15 protein-coding genes are annotated in these 18973 nt (G+C 70.4%); 8 read left to right on the top strand and 7 right to left on the bottom strand.

Annotated elements, in window-relative coordinates; all coding sequences use genetic code 11:
- Window positions 1-210 precede the first annotated feature (210 nt).
- Window positions 211-627, top strand: coding sequence for a spore wall synthesis regulator SsgD (ssgD, locus tag LGI35_RS35290; RefSeq protein WP_227298331.1), 417 nt, complete (start codon window positions 211-213; stop codon window positions 625-627).
- Between the two features lie 27 nt (window positions 628-654).
- Here ssgD and LGI35_RS35285 read toward each other — a convergent pair whose 3' ends face one another.
- Together LGI35_RS35285 and LGI35_RS35280 are read right to left on the bottom strand one after the other, a co-directional pair.
- A complete protein-coding gene (locus tag LGI35_RS35285) occupies window positions 655-1500 on the bottom strand; it encodes an isocitrate lyase/PEP mutase family protein (RefSeq protein WP_227298330.1) in 846 nt (281 codons plus the stop codon).
- A gap of 80 nt (window positions 1501-1580) precedes the next feature.
- On the bottom strand, window positions 1581-2306 hold the full coding sequence (locus LGI35_RS35280; RefSeq protein ID WP_227298329.1) for a GOLPH3/VPS74 family protein: 726 nt from the start codon (window positions 2304-2306) through the stop codon (window positions 1581-1583).
- Window positions 2307-2613: 307 nt separating this feature from the next.
- Between LGI35_RS35280 and LGI35_RS35275 the strand changes: the two genes are divergently transcribed.
- The 3 genes from LGI35_RS35275 to LGI35_RS35265 all read left to right on the top strand — a co-directional run bounded on the left by LGI35_RS35275 (window position 2614) and on the right by LGI35_RS35265 (window position 6358).
- Entirely contained in the window at window positions 2614-4248 is a 1635-nt protein-coding gene (locus LGI35_RS35275) for an ABC-F family ATP-binding cassette domain-containing protein (protein ID WP_227298328.1), read from the top strand.
- 190 nt (window positions 4249-4438) lie between these two features.
- Window positions 4439-5215 (top strand): dimethylargininase, encoded by a 777-nt coding sequence (gene ddaH, locus LGI35_RS35270; RefSeq protein WP_227298327.1) that lies wholly within the window; start codon window positions 4439-4441, stop codon window positions 5213-5215.
- A gap of 165 nt (window positions 5216-5380) precedes the next feature.
- On the top strand, window positions 5381-6358 hold the full coding sequence (locus tag LGI35_RS35265; RefSeq protein WP_116507652.1) for an acyl-ACP desaturase: 978 nt from the start codon (window positions 5381-5383) through the stop codon (window positions 6356-6358).
- A 74-nt stretch (window positions 6359-6432) separates the two neighbouring features.
- On the opposite strand, the gene LGI35_RS35260 is transcribed toward LGI35_RS35265, so the two are convergent.
- Window positions 6433-6696, bottom strand: a complete 264-nt coding sequence (locus LGI35_RS35260) for a WhiB family transcriptional regulator (RefSeq protein ID WP_227298326.1) — start codon at window positions 6694-6696, stop codon at window positions 6433-6435.
- 105 nt (window positions 6697-6801) lie between these two features.
- Complete coding sequence (locus tag LGI35_RS35255) at window positions 6802-7593, bottom strand: VOC family protein (RefSeq protein ID WP_227298325.1); 792 nt, start codon at window positions 7591-7593, stop codon at window positions 6802-6804.
- 327 nt (window positions 7594-7920) lie between these two features.
- Here LGI35_RS35255 and LGI35_RS35250 point away from each other — a divergent pair, with 327 nt between their 5' ends.
- On the top strand, window positions 7921-9147 hold the full coding sequence (locus tag LGI35_RS35250; protein ID WP_227298324.1) for a glycoside hydrolase family 64 protein: 1227 nt from the start codon (window positions 7921-7923) through the stop codon (window positions 9145-9147).
- A gap of 12 nt (window positions 9148-9159) precedes the next feature.
- Here the strand turns inward: LGI35_RS35250 and LGI35_RS35245 are convergent, their stop codons facing one another.
- Window positions 9160-10749: a GMC family oxidoreductase gene (locus LGI35_RS35245; protein WP_227298323.1), complete on the bottom strand. Its 1590-nt coding sequence runs from the start codon at window positions 10747-10749 to the stop codon at window positions 9160-9162.
- A 91-nt stretch (window positions 10750-10840) separates the two neighbouring features.
- Entirely contained in the window at window positions 10841-11815 is a 975-nt protein-coding gene (locus LGI35_RS35240) for a multicopper oxidase domain-containing protein (RefSeq protein WP_227298322.1), read from the bottom strand.
- Window positions 11816-12023: 208 nt separating this feature from the next.
- On the opposite strand from LGI35_RS35240, the gene LGI35_RS35235 reads away from it, so the two are divergent.
- Together LGI35_RS35235 and LGI35_RS35230 are read left to right on the top strand one after the other, a co-directional pair.
- Window positions 12024-14540 carry a ThuA domain-containing protein gene (locus LGI35_RS35235; protein ID WP_376225514.1) on the top strand — a complete coding sequence of 839 codons (2517 nt, stop codon included), beginning with the start codon at window positions 12024-12026 and terminating at the stop codon, window positions 14538-14540.
- A 5-nt stretch (window positions 14541-14545) separates the two neighbouring features.
- On the top strand, window positions 14546-16747 hold the full coding sequence (locus LGI35_RS35230; protein ID WP_227298321.1) for an OmpL47-type beta-barrel domain-containing protein: 2202 nt from the start codon (window positions 14546-14548) through the stop codon (window positions 16745-16747).
- Window positions 16748-16787: 40 nt separating this feature from the next.
- Here LGI35_RS35230 and ligD read toward each other — a convergent pair whose 3' ends face one another.
- Window positions 16788-17813, bottom strand: a complete 1026-nt coding sequence (ligD, locus tag LGI35_RS35225) for a non-homologous end-joining DNA ligase (protein WP_227298320.1) — start codon at window positions 17811-17813, stop codon at window positions 16788-16790.
- Window positions 17814-17893: 80 nt separating this feature from the next.
- Between ligD and LGI35_RS35220 the strand changes: the two genes are divergently transcribed.
- Entirely contained in the window at window positions 17894-18955 is a 1062-nt protein-coding gene (locus LGI35_RS35220; protein WP_227300661.1) for an ATP-dependent DNA ligase, read from the top strand.
- The last annotated feature ends 18 nt before the right edge of the window (window positions 18956-18973 follow it).

Below are 18973 nucleotides of genomic sequence, written 5' to 3'. Positions count from 1 at the left end.
GGCCCCGTCCAGACGGCCTGCCGACCGGAACGACGCCTGCCGGTGACCGAGGTCACTCACCTTCCTGAGCCGTCGGGTGCACGGATTCCCTCGTTCCGCCGTCTCTTCAAGTGGCGGGGAGTCCCACCCGTCGTCCGACATGCCGTCCGACTCGCCGTCCGAGCTGTTGCCCGAACCGCCGTCCGTTCAGCCGTCACAAGGGAGCAGGCGTTGTCCTCCGTCATCGAGCAAGCCGTAGAGGCCCGTCTCGTCGCCGCCGCGCCGCGGATGTCGACCATTCCCGCGACGTTGCGCTACGACATGCGGGACCCCTTCGCCGTGCGCATGTCGTTCCCCGCGCCGGCCACACTCGAGGGCGTCGACGTGAGCTGGACCTTCGCCCGCGAACTGCTCTCGGCCGGGGTGGGGGAGCCGGCCGGTGCGGGCGACGTCCGCGTACGGCCGTACGGCTTCGACCGCACGGTCCTGGAGTTCCACGCCCACGAGGGCACGGCGATCGTGCACATCCGGACGGGCGAGCTGCGCCGCTTCCTCAGCAGCACGGCGGCGATGGTGCCGATGGGCGACGAGCATCTGCACGTGGACCTGGACGGCGACCTCGCGGAACTGATGCGGGACGCGTACTGACCACCCGACCAGCCCGACCCCCCGGGGTCAACTCCCGCCGCCGAGCAAGGCGTTGAGCTCCCCGTAAGCGAGACCACCGGCGAGGCTCCCGTACGTTCCCTCCGTGAGCAGTTCCCGGGCCGCCCTGCGGACGAGGGCGTGCGCGGCCTGCGCGATACCCGCGCCGACGCTGATCCGGGCGACGCCGAGCGCGGCGAACTCGGCCACGGACGGCGCCCCGGGCCACGCCATCACGCCGAGCGGCCCCTCGACGCCGGCGACGAGCGCCTTCACGGTCACCGGGTCGACGACACCCGGCACGAAGATCCCGTCAGCACCCGCCGCGAGGTAGGCCGCGGACCGCTCCAGCGTCGCCGCGAGCCGCTCCTCCGGCTCCCCCGTGCCCATCAGATACGTGTCGGTACGGGCGTTCACGAACAGCGCCACGCCCTCCGCGTCCGCCGCGGCACGGGCCACCGCGATCCGCTCCGCCTGCGCCTCCACGGGCCGCAGCGGCGCGCTCCCGCCGTGCCAGGCGTCCTCGATGTTGACGCCGACCGCTCCGGCGTCGAGCACGGCACGCACGGTGATGGCGACGTCCCGGGCCGCGTCGGCGTAGCCGCTCTCGATGTCCGCGGTCACCGGCACGTCCACGGCGGCGGCGATACGCGCGACGGCGTCGAGCGCCTCGTCCCTGCCGAGCCGGTCCCCGTCCGCCGCCCCGAGGTCCCAGGCCAGACCGGCGCTGGTGGTGGCGACAGCGGTGGCTCCGGCGTCCGCGACGATGCGGGCACTCGCGACGTCCCAGGCATTGGGCAGGACGAGCGGGCTACCGGCGACATGCTGCGAACGGAAGGCCAGGGCCTGGTCATTCAGGTGCGTACGGTTCGTCATGCCGGACAGCAAACCATCCGGTCCCGGGGCGCGGCTGGCAGGAATCCGACACGTACGTGTGATGAGCGCTCACCCCGCGCTCAGCCCCCGCCCGCCGAGGCCCGCGCCGCCTCCGCCGCCTTGACGGCCGCGGCGAGCGCGGCGCGGATGTCGCCCAGGCTCCGGCCCAGCTCGGGAGACACGGCGCCGGCGCGGGCGGCGAGTTCGTCGAGGCGGTCCTTGTGCGTGCGCCGGGCCTTGCCGGCGATCAGCCGGCGCAGCTTGCCCGTGGCGGCGAGCACCGCGAGAACCGCGTCGTCCTCGTCCACCCGGTCGGCCGGCTCGGCCCCCTCCAGCGCGCCCAGCACCTCGGCCCGCAGCACCTCGACGTATCCGGCGCGCGCCAGGCCGTACCGGGTTACGGGGAAGAGCCCGAAGGCCCGCTTGCGCTCGGCCGACAGATAGCCCTCGGAGGCGAGTTGACGGCGCACGGTGTCGAGGCCGGCGCCTGAGCGGTAGCCGATCCAGGTACGCCATGAGCGCGGCCTCGACTCCTCGGCGAGTTCCATCAGTTCGTCGAGGACGGGGTCGCCGGTGCGCGCGTCGAAGACCGGGGTGACGACCCCGTCCACGTCGCTGATGATGCGGCGCCGGGCCAGTTCGACGAGTGCGGCGGCGCGGACGCAGAGCGCGAGGTCCGGGGCGCCGGAGACCTTGCCTTTCTCCGTGTCGAAGCCCAGCAGGCAGAGCCGGGCAGGCAGCGAGAGCGAGTCGTGGGGCACGAGGGCCTCCTCCTGGAGGGTGGGGGCGGGGGCGCGGGGGGACACGATATTTCGTTGACGGCCCGCATCCGCCTTCGTACGGTGTTGAGCGTTCCCGTTGATCCTGGTGTCGTCGATCGGAGTAGGACGTTGCTCTTCTGAGGTTCTGAGACACCGCGTCACGCGGGCGCACCCGACCGGTGCCCCACGTGTCCTGCGTGTGCGACCTCGGATGATCGAGCCGTCCTCCTGCCGGAAATCCGGCGCGGGACCGTCCTTCGCGCCTTTTGCGCTCTCGTTGCTTCCGGCTGTCGTCGCCCGCGGTGTCCCGACGCGTTGCCCACCGTTCCCACCGAGCGACCGCGAGGCCCGTATGTCTACCTCCCCCACATCCGTCACCTGCACCTCCCTCACCTACGCCTGGCCCGACGGCACTCGGGTCTTCGACGGCCTCCAGGCCGCGTTCGGCCCCGGCAGGACCGGGCTCATCGGCCTCAACGGCGCCGGAAAATCAACGCTGTTGAAGCTCATCGCCGAAGAACTCGTCCCGACCGACGGCACGGTGAAAGTGTCGGGCGAGGTCGGCTACCTGCCGCAGAACGTGACCCTCGAAACCTCGCTCCGCGTGGACGAGGCCCTCGGCATCGCACGTGCCCGGGCCGCGCTGCACGCCATCGAGGCGGGCGACGTACGCGACGAGCACTTCACCGCGGTCGGCGACGACTGGGACGTCGAGGAGCGCGCCGTCGCGACCCTGGACGGGCTCGGCCTGGGCCGCATCGGTCTCGACCGCACCGTCGGCGAGCTCTCGGGAGGCGAGTCCGTACTGATCCGCCTCGCCGCGCTGCTCCTGCGCCGCCCCGACGTCCTGCTGCTCGACGAGCCGACGAACAACCTCGACCTGACCGCGCGCAGGCGCCTGTACGCGGCCGTCGAGGCGTGGCCGGGCGTCATGGTCGTGGTCAGCCACGACCGTGAACTCCTCGAACGGGTCGACCAGATCGCCGATCTGCGCCCGGGCGGCCTCGTCCGCTACGGCGGGAACCTCTCCGCGTACGAGGAGGCGCTCGCGACCGAGCAGGAGGCGGCGGAGCGCATGGTGCGGGTCGCCGACGCCGACCTGAAGAAGCAGAAGCGCGAACTGGCTGACGCCCAGGTCAAGTTGTCCCGGCGCAAGCGCTACGGACAGAAGATGTGGGACACCAAGCGCGAGCCCAAGGCGATCATGGCCCAGCGCAAACGGCAGGCCCAGGTCTCCGCGGGCAAGCACCGCCAACTGCACGAGGGCAGGCTCGCCGAGGCGAAGGAGCGGCTCGACGAGGCGGTGGACGCCGTGCGCGACGACGACGAGATCCGCGTCGATCTGCCGCACACGGCGGTGCCGCCCGGCCGTTCCGTCTTCACGCTGAGTCAGCTGCGGATGGCCTACGGGGCGTGCGTGAAGGGCGAGTTCGAGGTGCGCGGCCCGGAGCGGATCGCGCTCGTGGGGCGCAACGGTTCGGGCAAGACGACGCTCCTGCGCACGATCGCGGGGGACCTCGGTCCCGTTGCGGGCGAGGCGGTGGCGCATGTCCCGCTGCGCTTCCTGCCGCAGCGGCTCGACGTGCTCGACGAGGGCCTGACCGTCGCCGAGAACGTGGCGCGGTTCGCTCCCGGGGCGACGAACAACCGCGTCAGGGCGCGTCTGGCCCACTTCCTGTTCAAGGGGGCGCGGGCCGATCAGGCGGCGGCGACCCTCTCGGGCGGCGAGCGGTTCAGGGCGACCCTCGCGGCCCTGATGCTCGCCGAGCCGGCACCCCAGCTGCTGATGCTCGACGAGCCGACGAACAACCTCGACCTGGCGAGCGTCCGGCAGCTGACCACGGCCCTGGAGTCCTACGAGGGCGCGCTGCTCGTGGCGAGCCACGATCTGCCGTTCCTGAAGTCCATCGGGGTCACGCGGACGCTGCTCATGGAGGGAGGCCGGCTCCGGGACATCACGAGGGGGGAGGTCGGATACGGCGGATAGCCGCGCCGGAGGGCGGGCGGCGGCGCGGGAACGGGGTGCGGGCAGGGGATTCCGTCGCCGGGGCCGGGATGTGCATGATGTCCGCGCCGGACCGTCGCGCGCCGGCCCGCCCGAAGAGCCCGCCCCGGTCCGCCCGCGAGACGTCCAAGCACCCGTGGAAGAGCGGCCCCAGCCCCGAGGAGTGCCGCCCGTGCCCAGCCAGAAGGCCTTGATCCGCCGCCCGGGACCCCGCCTCGCGGACGGGCTCGTCACGCATGTGGAGCGCACGCCCGTCGATCCCGAGCGGGCGCTCACGCAGTGGGAGGCCTACGTCGCCGTGCTGCGGGAGCACGGCTGGGAGACGGTGGAGGTCGGGGCCGCCGACGAGTGCCCCGACGCGGTCTTCGTCGAGGACGCGGTGGTCATGTACCGCAACGTCGCGCTGATCACCCGGCCCGGCGCCGCGTCCCGGCGCGGAGAGACGGCGGGCGTCGAGGAGGCCGTGGCCCGGCTCGGCTGCTCCGTCAACCAGGTGCGGGAGCCGGGCACCCTCGACGGCGGCGACGTCCTGAAGGTCGGCGACACGATCTACGTCGGACGCGGCGGGCGCACGAACGCGGACGGCGTGCGGCAGCTGCGGGCGGCGTTCGAGCCTCTCGGCGCACGGATCGTCGCCGTACCGGTCAGCAAGGTGCTGCACCTGAAGTCGGCGGTGACGGCCCTGCCCGACGGCACGGTCGTCGGGCACGAGCCGATGGTGGACGTGCCCTCCCTCTTCCCGCGTTTCCTGCCCGTCCCGGAGGAGGCCGGCGCGCATGTGGTGCTCCTGGGCGGCGGGAGGCTTCTGATGGCGGCGAGCGCGCCGAGGACCGCGGAGCTCTACTCGGGTCTCGGTCTGGAGCCGGTCCTGGTGGACATCGGCGAGTTCGAGAAGCTCGAAGGCTGTGTGACGTGCCTCTCAGTCAGGCTCCGCGAGCTGCACTCCTGAGGCGGAATAAGGCCGTAGAGGCCACTGACACCGGAGGGGCCAGTTCCGGGGGGACCTTTACAGAGGGTTTAACCTACGGCAACGTAACCTACGACACCGTAGGTACAACCGCTCGTGCCTGCGATTCGACTCCTCGCACTACTCCCGTCCCCCCCTGGAGCCCTCGTGACCATCACCTCTCCCCACCTCGGCAGCTCGTCCTCCACCTGGACCGACGCCCAGCTGCTGTACGCGCTGGAGGAAGTGGTCGAGAAGGAACTGAACCGGCACCTCAAGGTGGCCAAGGACTGGATGCCGCACGAGTACGTGCCGTGGGCCGACGCCCGTAACTTCCCCGGCTTCTTCGAGGACGGCGAGGCCTGGGCGAAGGACCAGTCCAAGGTCACCGAGATCGGCCGGATCGCGCTCGTCGTCAACCTGCTGACCGAGGACAACCTCCCCAGCTACCACCACGAGATCGCCTCCCTCTTCGGCCGCGACGGCGCCTGGGGCACCTGGGTGCACCGCTGGACCGCCGAGGAGGGCCGCCACGGCATCGTGATGCGTGACTACCTGCTGGCCTCGCGCGCCGTCGACCCGGACCAGCTCGAGCAGTTCCGCATGGCGCACATGGCCGAGGGCTTCGAGTCCGACAACCGGCACTCGATGCTGCACTCGGTCGCGTACGTCGCCTTCCAGGAGCTCGCGACCCGCGTCTCGCACCGCAACACCGGCCACCAGTCGGGCGACCCGGTCTGCGACCGCATGCTGGCGCGCATCGCCACCGACGAGAACCTGCACATGGTCTTCTACCGGAACCTGCTCGGCGCGGCCTTCGAGCTGGCCCCGGACCTCACGATGCAGGCCGTGCGCGACGTCGTCGTCAACTTCCGGATGCCCGGTCACGGCATGCCCGGCTTCGAGCGCGCCGCCGCCCAGATGGCCATCGGCGAGATCTACAACATGCGCATCCACCACGACGACGTGATCCAGCCCGTGCTGCGCTTCCTGAAGGTCCTGGACATCGACGGGCTCGGCCCGGAGGGTCTCAAGGCCCAGGAGGAGCTCGGCCTGTACATGGGCGGCCTGGACAGCGAGGCCGCCAAGTTCGACGAGAAGTTGGCTGCTCGCAAGGCCCGCATGGCGGCCCGCGCCGCCGGCTGACCCGCCCCCTGTCACGCAAGCACGCCCCGGGCCACGCGCCCGGGGCGTGCCGCGTCCCGGGCGTCTGCCCCCGCTCAGCCGCGGCGCAGTTGGTAACGCTCCTTCTCGGAGAGGCCGCCCCAGACCCCGAAGCGTTCGTCGTTGTCGAGCGCGTACTCCAGGCAGGCGGAGCGCATCTCGCACCTGCCGCAGATGCTCTTCGCCTCGCGCACGGAGCTGCCGGGCTCGGGAAAGAAGAAGTCGGCGCCCGTCTGGGCGCACAGCGCCTCGTCCTGCCATGAGGGGACGGGGGCCACGGGGGCGCTCGTCACGGGGCGCAGCGTGTGGTTCGAGTACATGCCGAAGATCGTGCCGCGTGGCGAAAAACAGACGATCAACGCCTGATCAACGCGGCGCGCCGGGCGGATCGCGACCTGGGCCCGCCCTTCCCTGCCCGGCCCGGCTCAGGTCTGGTCCGGGTCTCCCTTGATCACCGCGAAGCGGGCGCCCTGCGGGTCGGTCAGCTTGGCGATGCGGCCGACGCCCGGCAGGCTCGTGGGCGCGAGGCGCACCTTACCGCGGAGCTCCTGGGTCCGGGCGGCGATCGCGTCGACGTCCGGCACGTGGAAGTACGGCGACCAGTGGGCCCCGATGTCGGACTCCGACGGGTCGTCGCCCAGCGTGACCATGCCGCCGAACATGTCGTCCACGCTCGTGCCGGCCGGGTTCACCGTCACATACGTGCCACCGGGGAAGGGCACGTCGAACGTGCCCCAGCCGAGCACCGAGCCGTAGAAGTCCTTGGCCGCGGCGACGTCCGGGGTGTACAGCTCGATCCAGTTGAGCGAGCCGTCGTCCGTGGCGAGATCCAGGCCCTTGTTCCGCCCTGGCTGCCAGAGGCCGAACGTCGCCCCCGCGGAGTCGGCGATGACGGCCATGCGGCCCAGGTCCAGCACGTCCATGGTCTGGAACGGCGCGGATCCGCCGGCCTGCTCGGCGGCCTTCACGGTCGCGTCCGCGTCCTGCGTCTGGAAGTAGACGGTCCAGGACGGCGGGGCCTGGTCGGGCGTGACCTTCACACCGCCGGCGACGGTCCTGCCGTCCAGCTGGAACAGGCCGTAGCCGCCGACCTCGGGGCCGCCCGACTGGAACTGCCAGCCGAAGAGTCCGCTGTAGAAGGAAACGGCGGCGTCGAGATCCGGGGTTCCGAGATCCAGCCAGTTCGGCGAGCCGTCGACGAAACGGGTGGTGAGCATGGTGCCCTCCTCGTTGAGGGTGCCCCCCTTGCAGGGGTCCCGCTGTCTGCCTCACCGAGTCTGGCACCGCGCACCGACAATGGCCGTTCCAAACGCCGTCACCGCCCCGGACGGCCACCTGGCCGATACCGAACCACCGCGCCGCCGTCGCCCGGTCACCGTCCACCCATCGCGTCGGCGATCACGTCGGCCACCGTGTCAGCCATCCCGTCAGCCACCGCCAAGAGTTGAACGATTCACAGAAGTGGGAGCGCTCCCCGTCACAAGTCTTGACCCGTCGAGCCACACTCGCAACAGTAGGGCTCCCCCACACATCAGGAGTCCTCCGTGATATCGCGCAGACTGTTCCTGACCGGCGCCGCCACGGCCGCCACCGCACTCACCTACCCGGTCTGGGGCAGCGCCCTCAGCCCGGACGCCAAGGCGGCCCCCGCCACCTGCGAACTCGCCCTGCAGAACAAGTCGTTGCCCGGAACCGTGCGCGCCTACGTCACGGGCCACGAGCAGGGCACCGACCGCTGGGTGCTGCTCAAGCCCGACGGCGGGGTCTACCACCCCGACTCACCGGCCGCCCCGCAGACCCCGCTGCCCGTCGACTGCGCCATCCCCCTGGGCGCCGCGGGCTCGGCGCCGAAGGTACTGACGCTTCCTCAGATGTACGGCGCCCGTGTCTACTTCGTGCGCGACAACACGCTCGACTTCTTCCTCAACCCGGGCCCCTCGCTCGTCGAGCCGGCCTTCGCGACCTCCACCGACGCGAACTACGGGAAGACCTGGTCGTTCTGCGAATTCACCTTCAACTCCGACCAGTTGTACGCCAACATCAGCTACGTCGACCTCGTGACCGCCCTGCCCATCGGGCTGACCCTGGAGGGTGACGCCACGCACACCGTCGCGCCGCTCCCGGACGGCGCCGTGGAGAAGATCGCCGCGGATCTCGCGGCCCAGACCGCCAAGGACGGGCAGCCCTGGGACAAGCTCGTCATCCGCGGCGGAGACGGCAAGGTCCTGCGCGTCATCTCGCCGCAGAACCTGATGGCCCCGTACTTCGACCGCCCCGACCAGATGCCCTTCAGGGATGTCTGGGACAGCTATGTCGACCAGGTCTGGGAGAAGTACCGCACGACGGACCTGAAGATCGACCTCCAGGGCGGCCGGGGCGTGTTCACCGGTCGGGTCAGCGGCGACACGCTCACCTTCAACGGCGGGCACAGCTTCCCCAAGCCCGCCTCGAAGGACATCTTCACCTGCAACCACGGCCCGTTCACCAACAACCCGGGCGACCCCGACGACAAGAAGGGCCTCCTCGCCCGCCTCGCCGCCGGGTTCAACCGGAGCATCATGCTGACCCACCCCGAGCAGCCGAACGGCACCACGACGGCCGACTACTACCAGGGCGACGTCACCAACCACTGGTCGCGGGTCGTACACGCCAACTCCCCCATCGGCTACGCCTTCCCGTACGACGACGTGCGTCCCGACGGGCAGCCGGACGTGTCCGGCGCGGCGCACGACGGGAATCCGCGGCGCTTCACCGTCAGCGTCGGATCGTAGGTCCCGGGCGTCTCATGCCCCGGCGTCCTCGCGGATGAGTTCTGCCGCCTTCTCCGCGAGGGCGACGGTCGGGGCGTGGGTGTGGCCGCGGGTGATGCGCGGCATCACCGAGGCGTCGACGACGCGCAGGGCCTCCACGCCCCTGACCCGCAGGCGCGGGTCCGTCACCGAGCCCTCGTCGGCGCCCATGCGGCACGTGCCGACAGGGTGGTAGAGCGTCTCGGCGCCCCCGCGGATCACCTGCGCGAGCTCCTCGTCGCCGACGGCTCCCGGGTACGCCCCGAGGGGCCCGTCGGTGTACGGGGCGAGCGACTTGGCCGCGAGCAGTTCCTCGGCCCGGCGCACTCCGGCCATCAGCGTGCGCAGGTCCTCGTCGTGGGCGAGATAGCCGGGGTCGATCAGCGGCCGCGCCGAGGTGTCCGCCCCGCCCGGGGTGATGCGGCCCTCGCTCGCGGGCTGGAGCAGGACGACGCCGATGGTGATGCCGTGCTCGACGGGCGGGGTGAGTCCGTGGTTGACGAACGGCACCGGCGCGTAGATCAACTCGATGTCGGGGGCGGCCAGTTCGGGGCGTGTCCTGATGAAGGCGACCGCCTCTCCGACGTTCGACGTGAGCGGTCCACGGCCGGCCAGGAGGAAGCGGCCGACATTGGCGAGGGAGTCCGCGCCGGTGAGGGTGACGGGCCGGGGGCAGCGCATCGTGACGGCGAAGGAGAGGTGGTCCTGGAGGTGGCGGCCGACGTCGGTGGACGCGACGCGGACGTCGATCCCGGCCTCGGCGAGCTGTTCGGGGTCACCGATGCCCGCCTGCTGGAGCAGGTGCGGTGAGCCGATCGCGCCCGCGCTGAGGATCACCTCGCGGCGGGCGCGCAGGATGCCGGGGACTCCTTCGGCGACGACGCCGGCCACGCGGGTGCCGTCGAAGTCGAGGCGCGTGACGCGGGCATCGGTGTGGACGTACAGGTTGGGCCTGCGCGCGGCCGGCTTCAGATAGCCGTCGGCCGCGCTCCACCGTCGGCCGCGGCGCTGATTGACCGGGGTGAGCGCGAATCCGGCGTGGTCCTCGTGGTTCAGCTCCGTCAGCTCGCGCAGACCGGCGGCGCGGCAGGCGTCGAGGAAGGCGGACGTCGTCACGTTCGGGTCGCGCGGCGGGGAGATCCACAGCGGGCCCTGGGTGCCGTGCGGGGAATCCGGGTGCGGTGTGCCCGCCCAGCGTTCGGCGCGCTGGAAGTAGCGCGCGAGCTGCTCGTACGACCACTCCTCGCCGGCCGCCTCGCCCCAAGCGTCGTAGTCGTCGCGGTGGCCGCGCACCCACATCATGGCGTTCATCGAGGAGGAGCCGCCGAGTGTGTGGCCGCGCGGCCAGTACAGCTCGCGGCCGTCGAGCGCGGACTGCTTGGACGTCGAGTAGTCCCAGTCGTACGGCGTCCTGAACAGCTTCGGGAACGCCGCCGGGATACGGATCTCGGGTTTGCGGTCGCGCGGGCCCGACTCGACGAGCGCGACGCGCACGGCCGGATCCTCCGACAGCCGCGCGGCCAGCACACAGCCGGCCGACCCGGCCCCGACGATGACGTAGTCGTACTCGCTGTCCTTGCTCAACTCGACTCCCGGGGTGGGTGGTTGGGGGCCGGGTGGTGATCCCCCTCCTCCCGGGAGGTGTACACCCGTGGCGTGCCCCTCCGAAAGACCCCTAGCCGGTGTGGCCCGCCGGGTGGTGCGGCTCGTAACCCGGGATGGTGCCGTCCTCCTTCTTCACCAGGAACAGCCCCACCATCCCCATGTCGGAGTGGCTCTGGACATGGCAGTGGTACATCCAGGCGCCCGCCCCGACGCCCTCGCCCGCGATGACCTGGAAGCCGAACGAGTCCGCGGGGCCGACGATCTTGTTGTCGACGACCTGGCTCGGGTCGTCCGGGCCGGTGAGCATGCCCGTACGGTTGTCCGCCCAGCGATGACCGTGCATGTGGAAGGTGTGGTAGTACTCGCCGTGCGTGATCATGACGATCTCGACGCGATCGCCCACCGTGGCCTCGAAGTCGGGGCCTTCGTGCGCCGGCTTGTTGTTGATGGTCATGTCGTTGAAGACGATGGTGAACGTGGTGTCCGGGAGGACGTCGCCCTTGCGCCGGACGATCACCGGTCCGTACAGGCCCTTGCGGATGCCGCCGGTGCCGTGTTCCGTGCCGACGACGTGGTCGTGGTAGTGCCAGTACCCCGCGCTGCCCGCGCGCCACGTGCCGTCCTTGCGCCGGCCCGGGGCGTGCGTGCGCCAGGTGTAGGTGCGCTTGCCGCCGGGCTCGACGTCGCTCTTGTTGAGTTTGGTGCCGTCGCTGGAGACCTCGTAGTCGAGACCGTGGACGTGCAGGCTGGCCGCCACGTCCATGGTGTTCTCGAACTCGATGTGCAGTGTGTCGCCCTCGTTGAGCTCGATGAGGGGGCCGGGTACGGACGCCTTGCCCTTCTCGAACCCGTAGCCCATCTGCCCGTCCGCGAGCTTCTCCGCGTACATCTTGATGTGCTTGACCTCACCGCCGGCCGGGGCCGTGCGTACCGGGCCGTCCGCGGGGGCGGCATCCGTCGCCGCGATGAGTGACAACGATGTCGCGGTCGCCGCGGTGGCGGCCCCGCCCATCAGCACCCGCCGGTTGAAGCTGCGTCTGTCCATGCCGAACTCCCCACCCTCGTAAGGGACTTACGCGGACGTGCCACCAGTGCCTGTCGTGACGGCCAGAGAGACGGTAACCGGCTGATCTTCGTTTATCCACACTCAGGACAAAGTTCGTGCCATTGCGGCCATACCTATTGGCGAGCCGCGAAAAGAGGTCTAGCTTCGTCCGCGCCGTACCTGTGACCGACGAGGGGTGGGTGAACTCATGCGGTCCACGCCGCATCAAAAACCCTTGGGCGTAAGAGGGTTGGACAGAGACAGACGCAGACGACGACGCGCCGTTGCCGCGGTCCTGGCGTCCGGGGCGGTCGCCGCCGGACTCCTCACCGGGCCCGCCGCGAGCGCGCGTCCGTTCCCCGAACCATCCGTGACAACGATGTCCCTGCCGTCACCTCCCGGCGGGGCGAACGTGCGCGTCCTGGTGTACTACGGCTCCGCCGCGGGCGGTGACGAGTCACCGGTGGTGAACGCGGGGATCGCGGCCATCGAGAAGATCGGCCAGAGCGGCCCCGCCGCCCAGCGCTTCAAGATCACGGCGACGGACGACGCGTCCGTGTTCACCAACGCCACCAAGCTGGGCCGTTTCAACGCGGTCGTCTTCCTGACCGGCGGCGGCGACGTGCTCGACCCGGACCAGGAGGCGGGGCTCGAGTCGTACATGGAGGCCGGCGGCGGATTCGTCGGCATCCACGACGCGGCCCGCGCCGAGCCGTACTCGGACTGGTTCACCGGCCTGATCGGCGCGCGCCCGGCGGACTCCAGCCCGGCGAACGTCCAGCGGGCCACCGTCGAGGTCGGTGACCGTCAGCATCCGGCCACCAAGGACCTTCCCGTGCAGTGGAAGCGGCCCGACCAGTGGCTGAACTGGGTGAAGAACCCGTCCGGCTCGGTGCACACCGTGGCCCGGGTCCGCGAGTCGACGTACCAGCCGGGCGCGAGCGCCAACGGCGCGGACCACCCGGTGTCCTGGTGCCGCGACTACGACGGCGGACGCTCCTTCTACACGGGCATGGGCGGCACGGCCTCCAGCTACGACGAGGTCGACTTCCAGTCGCACCTGCGCGGCGCCCTGCTGTGGACGAGCCGCATCGTGCGCGCCGACTGCAAGGCCGCGATCGACTCCAACTACAAGGCGGAGCGCCTGACCCAGCCCAACCAGGCCGGCCAGAACGACCAGATCGGCGAGCCGCACGGCCTGGTCACCGCGCCCGACGGACGCATCCTCTACATCGGCCGCGGTGGCGCCGACTCCTCGCAGCCGGTGATCACCGACTGGAACAACCCCGATGTCGGCAAGGGCAAGGGCGAGATCCACGTCTACGACCCGAAGACCAAGAAGGTCACCCAGGCCGGGGCGCTGACCGTCTTCGGCAACAAGGGCGGCGGCGACGAGCTGACCAAGGTCGAGGAGGGTCTGCTCGGCATCGAACTCGACCCGAAGTTCGAGCAGAACGGCTGGGTGTACCTGCACTACACGCCGCACTCGCAGATCGACCGTGACAAGCAGATGGCCGAGCGCCGCGTCTCGCGCTTCACGCTCGACCTGAACACCAACAAGCTGGACATGGGCAGCGAGAAGGTGCTGCTCAAGTGGCCGGTGCAGATCCACAGTTGCTGCCACGCGGGCGGCGGGATGGCCTGGGACTCCAAGGGCAACCTGTACATCGCGACCGGTGACAACAACTCCTCCGGCTTCAGCGACGGCTACTCGGGCAACAACCCGCAGCCGAACTACAAGGGCGTCTCCTTCGCGGACGCGCGCCGCACCGCCGGCAACACGAACAACCTCAACGGCAAGATCCTGCGCATCCACCCGGAGGCCGACGGCACGTACACGCTGCCGGAGGGGAACCTCTTCACGGGCAAGGAGACGGCCGAGGGCGGCGGCAAGACGCGCGGCGAGATCTATGTGATGGGCGTCCGCAACCCGGCGCGCATCTCCGTCGACAAGAAGACCGACACGCTGTACGCGGGCTGGGTCGGCCCGGACGCCGGTGAGCCGTCGACGACCTGGGGGCCGGCGAAGTACGACACGTTCGCCGTCATCACCAAGGCGTCCAACCGCGGCTGGCCGTACTGCATGGGCAACAAGCAGCCCTACCGCGACCGCAATCTGCCGGACCCGACGAAGCCGCTCGGCTGGTACGACTGCGACCACCTGAAGAACGAGTCGCCGAACAACGACGGCCTCGTGAACCTGCCGCCGATGACCGCCAACAACATCTGGTACTCGCCGCAGGGCGGTGCGCCCGACTACCCGCGCGACGCCAACGGCATCCCCTCGTACAAGAAGGAGGAGGCCAAGTACCTCCTGCCGTGGCTGAAGGGCGGCGGCCAGGCCGCGATGGACGGTCCCGTCTACCGCTACGACGCCTCCGTCCCGAACGCCGACAAGTGGCCGAGCTACTGGGACGGCAAGTGGTTCGTCGGTGACTTCTACGACGCCACGCAGCCGCGGCACGCGGTGATCACCGACCCGAAGACGGCCGGCGACGGCGGCATCCCGGTGCACGCCGAGAACCTCAAGAAGATCGTGCCGGTCGGCAACGACGGCATCAAGAACCTCATGGACTGGAAGTTCGGCCCCGACGGCGCGCTCTACGTCCTCGACTACGGCCGCGGCTTCTTCACCTCGGACGCCAAGTCAGCCCTGTGGAAGGTGACTTACACGGGCGGCGAGGCGACCCCTGCGGCCGGTGACCTGGCCAGGAAGGCGCAGTGATGAGGATGCGCAGCAAGAACCGGCGAAGACTGTGGACGGCGCTGTTCGCCGCCCTGCTGATGGCGCTCGGACTCGGCTCCCCCGTCGCATTCGGGCAGGACGCCCCGGTCGCCGCCGCGCAGCAGGTCCTGACCTGGACCGGCAGCGACGACATCACCAAGTACGCCTCGGCGCCGACGACGGCGGTGGCGGGCGCGACGACGATCGTCTTCGAGAACAGCGCGGCGACCGGCAACACCATGGGCATGCCGCACACGCTGACGTTCGACACGTCGGACCCCGAGTACAACAACGACGTGCCGGTGAACATCCTGGCCAACCCGAACGACAGTGAGGGCGGCAAGCACTCGGTCGAGGTCACGCTGACCCCGGGCCGCTACCGCTATCACTGCTCGATCCCCGGCCACGAGGCCATGCAGGGCATCCTCGTCGTGACCGAGGGCGGCGGCGAGGACACGGCAGCGCCGGAGACCTCGGCGAAGGTCGAGGGGCAGAAGAACGCCCAAGGGGAGTACGTCGGTTCGGCGTCGGTCAGTGTGACGGCGACGGACGCGGGCTCCGGTGTCGACAAGGTCGAGTACGCGGTGGGCGCCGACGGCGCCTGGCAGCCGTACACGACCGCGGTGGTCGTCGACCAGGTCGGGGCGCACAAGATCCGCTACCGGGCGTCCGACAAGGCGGGGAACGTGGCGGCGGAGAAGTCGGTCGACTTCACTGTGGTCGCGCCGCCGACGGACGACAAGACTCCGCCGGAGACCTCGGCGACGGTCAGCGGTGAGAAGAACGACAAGGGCGAGTACCTCTCGATGGCGACGGTCACGGTGACGGCCTCCGACACCGGGTCCGGCGTCAACACCATCGAATACGCGGTGGGGTCGGACGGCGCCTGGCAGCCGTACACCTCACCGGTGATGGTGCACGAGGTGGGCGCCCACACCGTGCGCTACCGGGCCGCGGACAAGGCGGGGAACGTGGCCGCCGAGAAGTCGGTCGACTTCACCGTGGTCACGCCGCCCGTGCAGGACAAGACGCCGCCCGAGGTGTCGGCGAAGGTCGACGGCGACAAGAACTCCGACGGCGCGTACCTCAAGAGCGCCAAGGTGACGGTCTCCGCGACGGACGCCGACTCGGGTGTCGACAAGATCGAGTACTCGCTCGACGCGGGCCCCTACCTCGCCTACACGGCGCCGGTCGTGGTGGACCGGGCGGGCGCGCACACGGTCGCGTACCGGGCGAGCGACAAGGCCGGCAACACGTCGGCGGCGAAGTCGGAGGCCTTCACGGTCGCCACGGGCGGCGGGGTCCCGGCGCCCAACTGCGCCGAGTTCGACGAGCGGTTGACGGTGATCGTCGGCACGGTCGACACGGGCATCCCGAACCGGGTCACCAACAACCGCTGCCGGATCAACGAGTTGATCGAGGACGAGCGGGAGTGGACCTCGCAGGCCCTCTTCCTCAAGCACGTCAAGACCGTCACCGACAAGCTCCTCAAGGAAGGCGTGATCGACCAGCGCGAGTACAACAAGATCAACCGCGCCGCCAAGCAGTCGGGAATCGGCAAGCCCGGCCAGACCGAGGGCTACCGCAAGATCTTCGACGGCACGCAGGGCTCGCTCGACAAGTGGGAGCAGGTCGGCGGCGGCAAGTTCGGCCTGAACCCGGACGGCTCGATCACGTCGAGCACCACGGTCGAGGGCATGGGCATGCTGTGGTTCCCGCAGCGCAAGTACGGCGACTTCTCGCTGAAGCTCCAGTGGCGGGACGACGCGCCGGGCACGGGCAACGCCAACGGCGGTGTCTTCGTCCGCTTCCCGTGGGTCCACGACCACCCGGAGGAGTCGCGGCCGGAGTGGGTCGCCATCAAGTACGGGCACGAGGTGCAGGTCCTCGACCGTCCTGACGGCGACATGTACAAGACCGGTTCGATCTACGGCTTCGACCGTGTGGGTCTCGCGGGCGCGGGCGTCACCCAGAAGGGCACATGGAACGACTACGAGATCCGCGTGGTCGGCCAGCACTTCTCGATCCTGCGCAACGGCGTCCTGATCAACGAGTTCGACAACACGGGCGGTCAGGTCTTCGAACCGCCGCGCGGTGACGACCCGGGCACGGACGGCCGGCGGTTCTCCTCCGGCTATGTCGGGCTCCAGGTGCACAGCACGACGGACGTCATCTCGTACCGGGACATCCGCGTCAAGGAGCTGTAACAGGCATTATTCACAAGGCAGTTGAGCAAGATGAGCCGGGTCAGTCCTCGTGTCTGGCCCGGCTCGGCTGTACCCGCTTGGGCTCGCCCGGCATCTTCGGGTACTCGGGCGGGTACGGCATGTCGCCGAGGCCGCGATCCCGTTCGTCCTGGTCGGCGAGTTCGAGGAGCGCGTCGAGCCGGAAGGCGTGCTCGTCCATGTCCTCGTGGACGTCGCCGAGTTCGGCGTAACGGGCCGGCATGGAGCCGATGTCGAAGTCGGCCGGGCGCGCATCGTCGACCTCGTCCCAGCGCAGCGGCGCGGAGACGGGGGCGTTCGGCCGTGGCCGTACCGAGTAGGCGGAGGCGATGGTGCGGTCGCGCGCGGTCTGGTTGAAGTCGACGAAGATGCGCTCGCCGCGCTCCTCCTTCCACCAGGCCGTGGTGACGCGGTCGGGCATACGGCGCTCCAGCTCGCGGCCGCAGGCGATGGCGGCGCGGCGCACCTCGACGAACGTCCAGTGCGGGGCGATCGGCACGAAGACGTGCATGCCGCGGCCGCCGGACGTCTTGGGCCAGCCGCGCAGACCGCCGAAGTCATGGAGGACGGAGCGCAGCTCGTGGGCGGCGCGGACGGCGTCGGTGTAGTCGGTGCCGGGCTGCGGGTCGAGGTCGATGCGCAGCTCGTCGGGGTGGTCGGGGTGCGCGCGCCGGACGGGCCAGGGGTGGAAGGTGAGGGTGCCGTACTGGGCCGCCCAGATGACGGCGGCGATCTCGGTCGGGCACATCTCGTCCGCATGGCGCCCGCTCGGGAAGGTGATGGTGCCGGTGGGGATCCAGTCGGGCAGGTTCTTGGCGGCGCGCTTCTGGTAGAAGGACTCGCCGTCCAGGCCCTCGGGGTAGCGCTGCAGGGTGGTGGGGCGGTCGCGCAGGGCGCGCACGATGCCGTCGCCGACGGAGAGGAAGTAGCGGGCGAGGTCGAGCTTCGTGTAGCCGGGCTCCGGGAACATGACCCGGTCGGGGCTGGACAGGCGTACCGTCCGCTCCCCCGCCTCCAGCTCCACCGCCGCGCCGTTCGACTTGCCCATGCGGGCCACGCTAGGCGCATCGACCGACTTGCGCATACCGGGCGAGTGGGGGCGTATCGCGTCAGAATCGGCTCATGGTCATGGATCTGCCGGTGATGCCACCCGTGAAGCCGATGCTCGCCAAGTCCGTCGCGAAGATCCCGCCGGGGATGAGTTACGAGGCGAAGTGGGACGGCTTCCGCGCGATCGTGTTCCGGGACGGCGACGGCCTGGAGATCGGCAGCCGCACGGGCAAACCGCTGACCCGCTACTTCCCCGAGCTGGTCGCCGCGCTCCTCGACCGGCTGCCCGAGCGCTGTGTCCTCGACGGCGAGATCGTGATCGCCAGGGACGGCCGGCTCGACTTCGACGCGCTCACCGAACGCATCCACCCGGCCGCGTCCCGGGTGAAGACGCTGGCGGAGCGGACCCCGGCGTCCTTCGTGGCGTTCGACGTACTGGCCCTCGGTGACGAGTCGCTGATGGACACGCCCATGGTGGACCGGCGGGCCCGCCTGGCCGAGGCGCTGTCCGGTGCGACGCCGCCCGTCCACCTGGCCCCGTCGACGACCGACGCCGAGCTGGCGCAGACGTGGTTCGAGCAGTACGAGGGCGCGGGCCTCGACGGGGTGATCGCCAAGCCCTTCGACCTGCGCTACCGCGAGAACGAACGCCTGATGTTCAAGATCAAGCACGAGCGGACCGCGGACTGCGTCGTGGCCGGCTACCGCTTCCACAAGAGCGGCCCGGTGGTCGGCTCCCTGCTGCTCGGCCTGTACGACGACGAAGGCGTCCTCCAGCACGTGGGCGTGTGCGCGGCGTTCACGATGAAGCGGCGTACGGAACTGATCGCGGAGCTGGAGCCGCTGCGGCTGGAGTCCGCGCAGGACCATCCGTGGGCCGCGTGGACCGAGGAGTCGGCGCACGAGAAGGCCCGGCTGCCCGGGGCGACGAGCCGCTGGACCGGCAAGAAGGACCTCTCGTGGGTGCCGCTCGAACCTCGGCTGGTCGCCGAGGTGGCGTACGAGCACATGGAGAACGGCGCGCGCTTCCGCCACACGGCCCGCTTCCGCCGCTGGCGCCCGGACCGGACGCCCGAGAGCTGCACGTACGCACAGCTGGACGAGCCGGTCCGGTACGACCTGGCGGATGTGCTGCGCTGAGGGCCGCGCCTGAGAACT

It is taken from the genome of Streptomyces longhuiensis, from assembly GCF_020616555.1.
Taxonomy (GTDB): domain Bacteria; phylum Actinomycetota; class Actinomycetes; order Streptomycetales; family Streptomycetaceae; genus Streptomyces; species Streptomyces longhuiensis.
The sequence above is the reverse complement of the archived record's forward strand: the minus strand, read 5'-3'. Positions and strand labels throughout refer to the sequence as shown.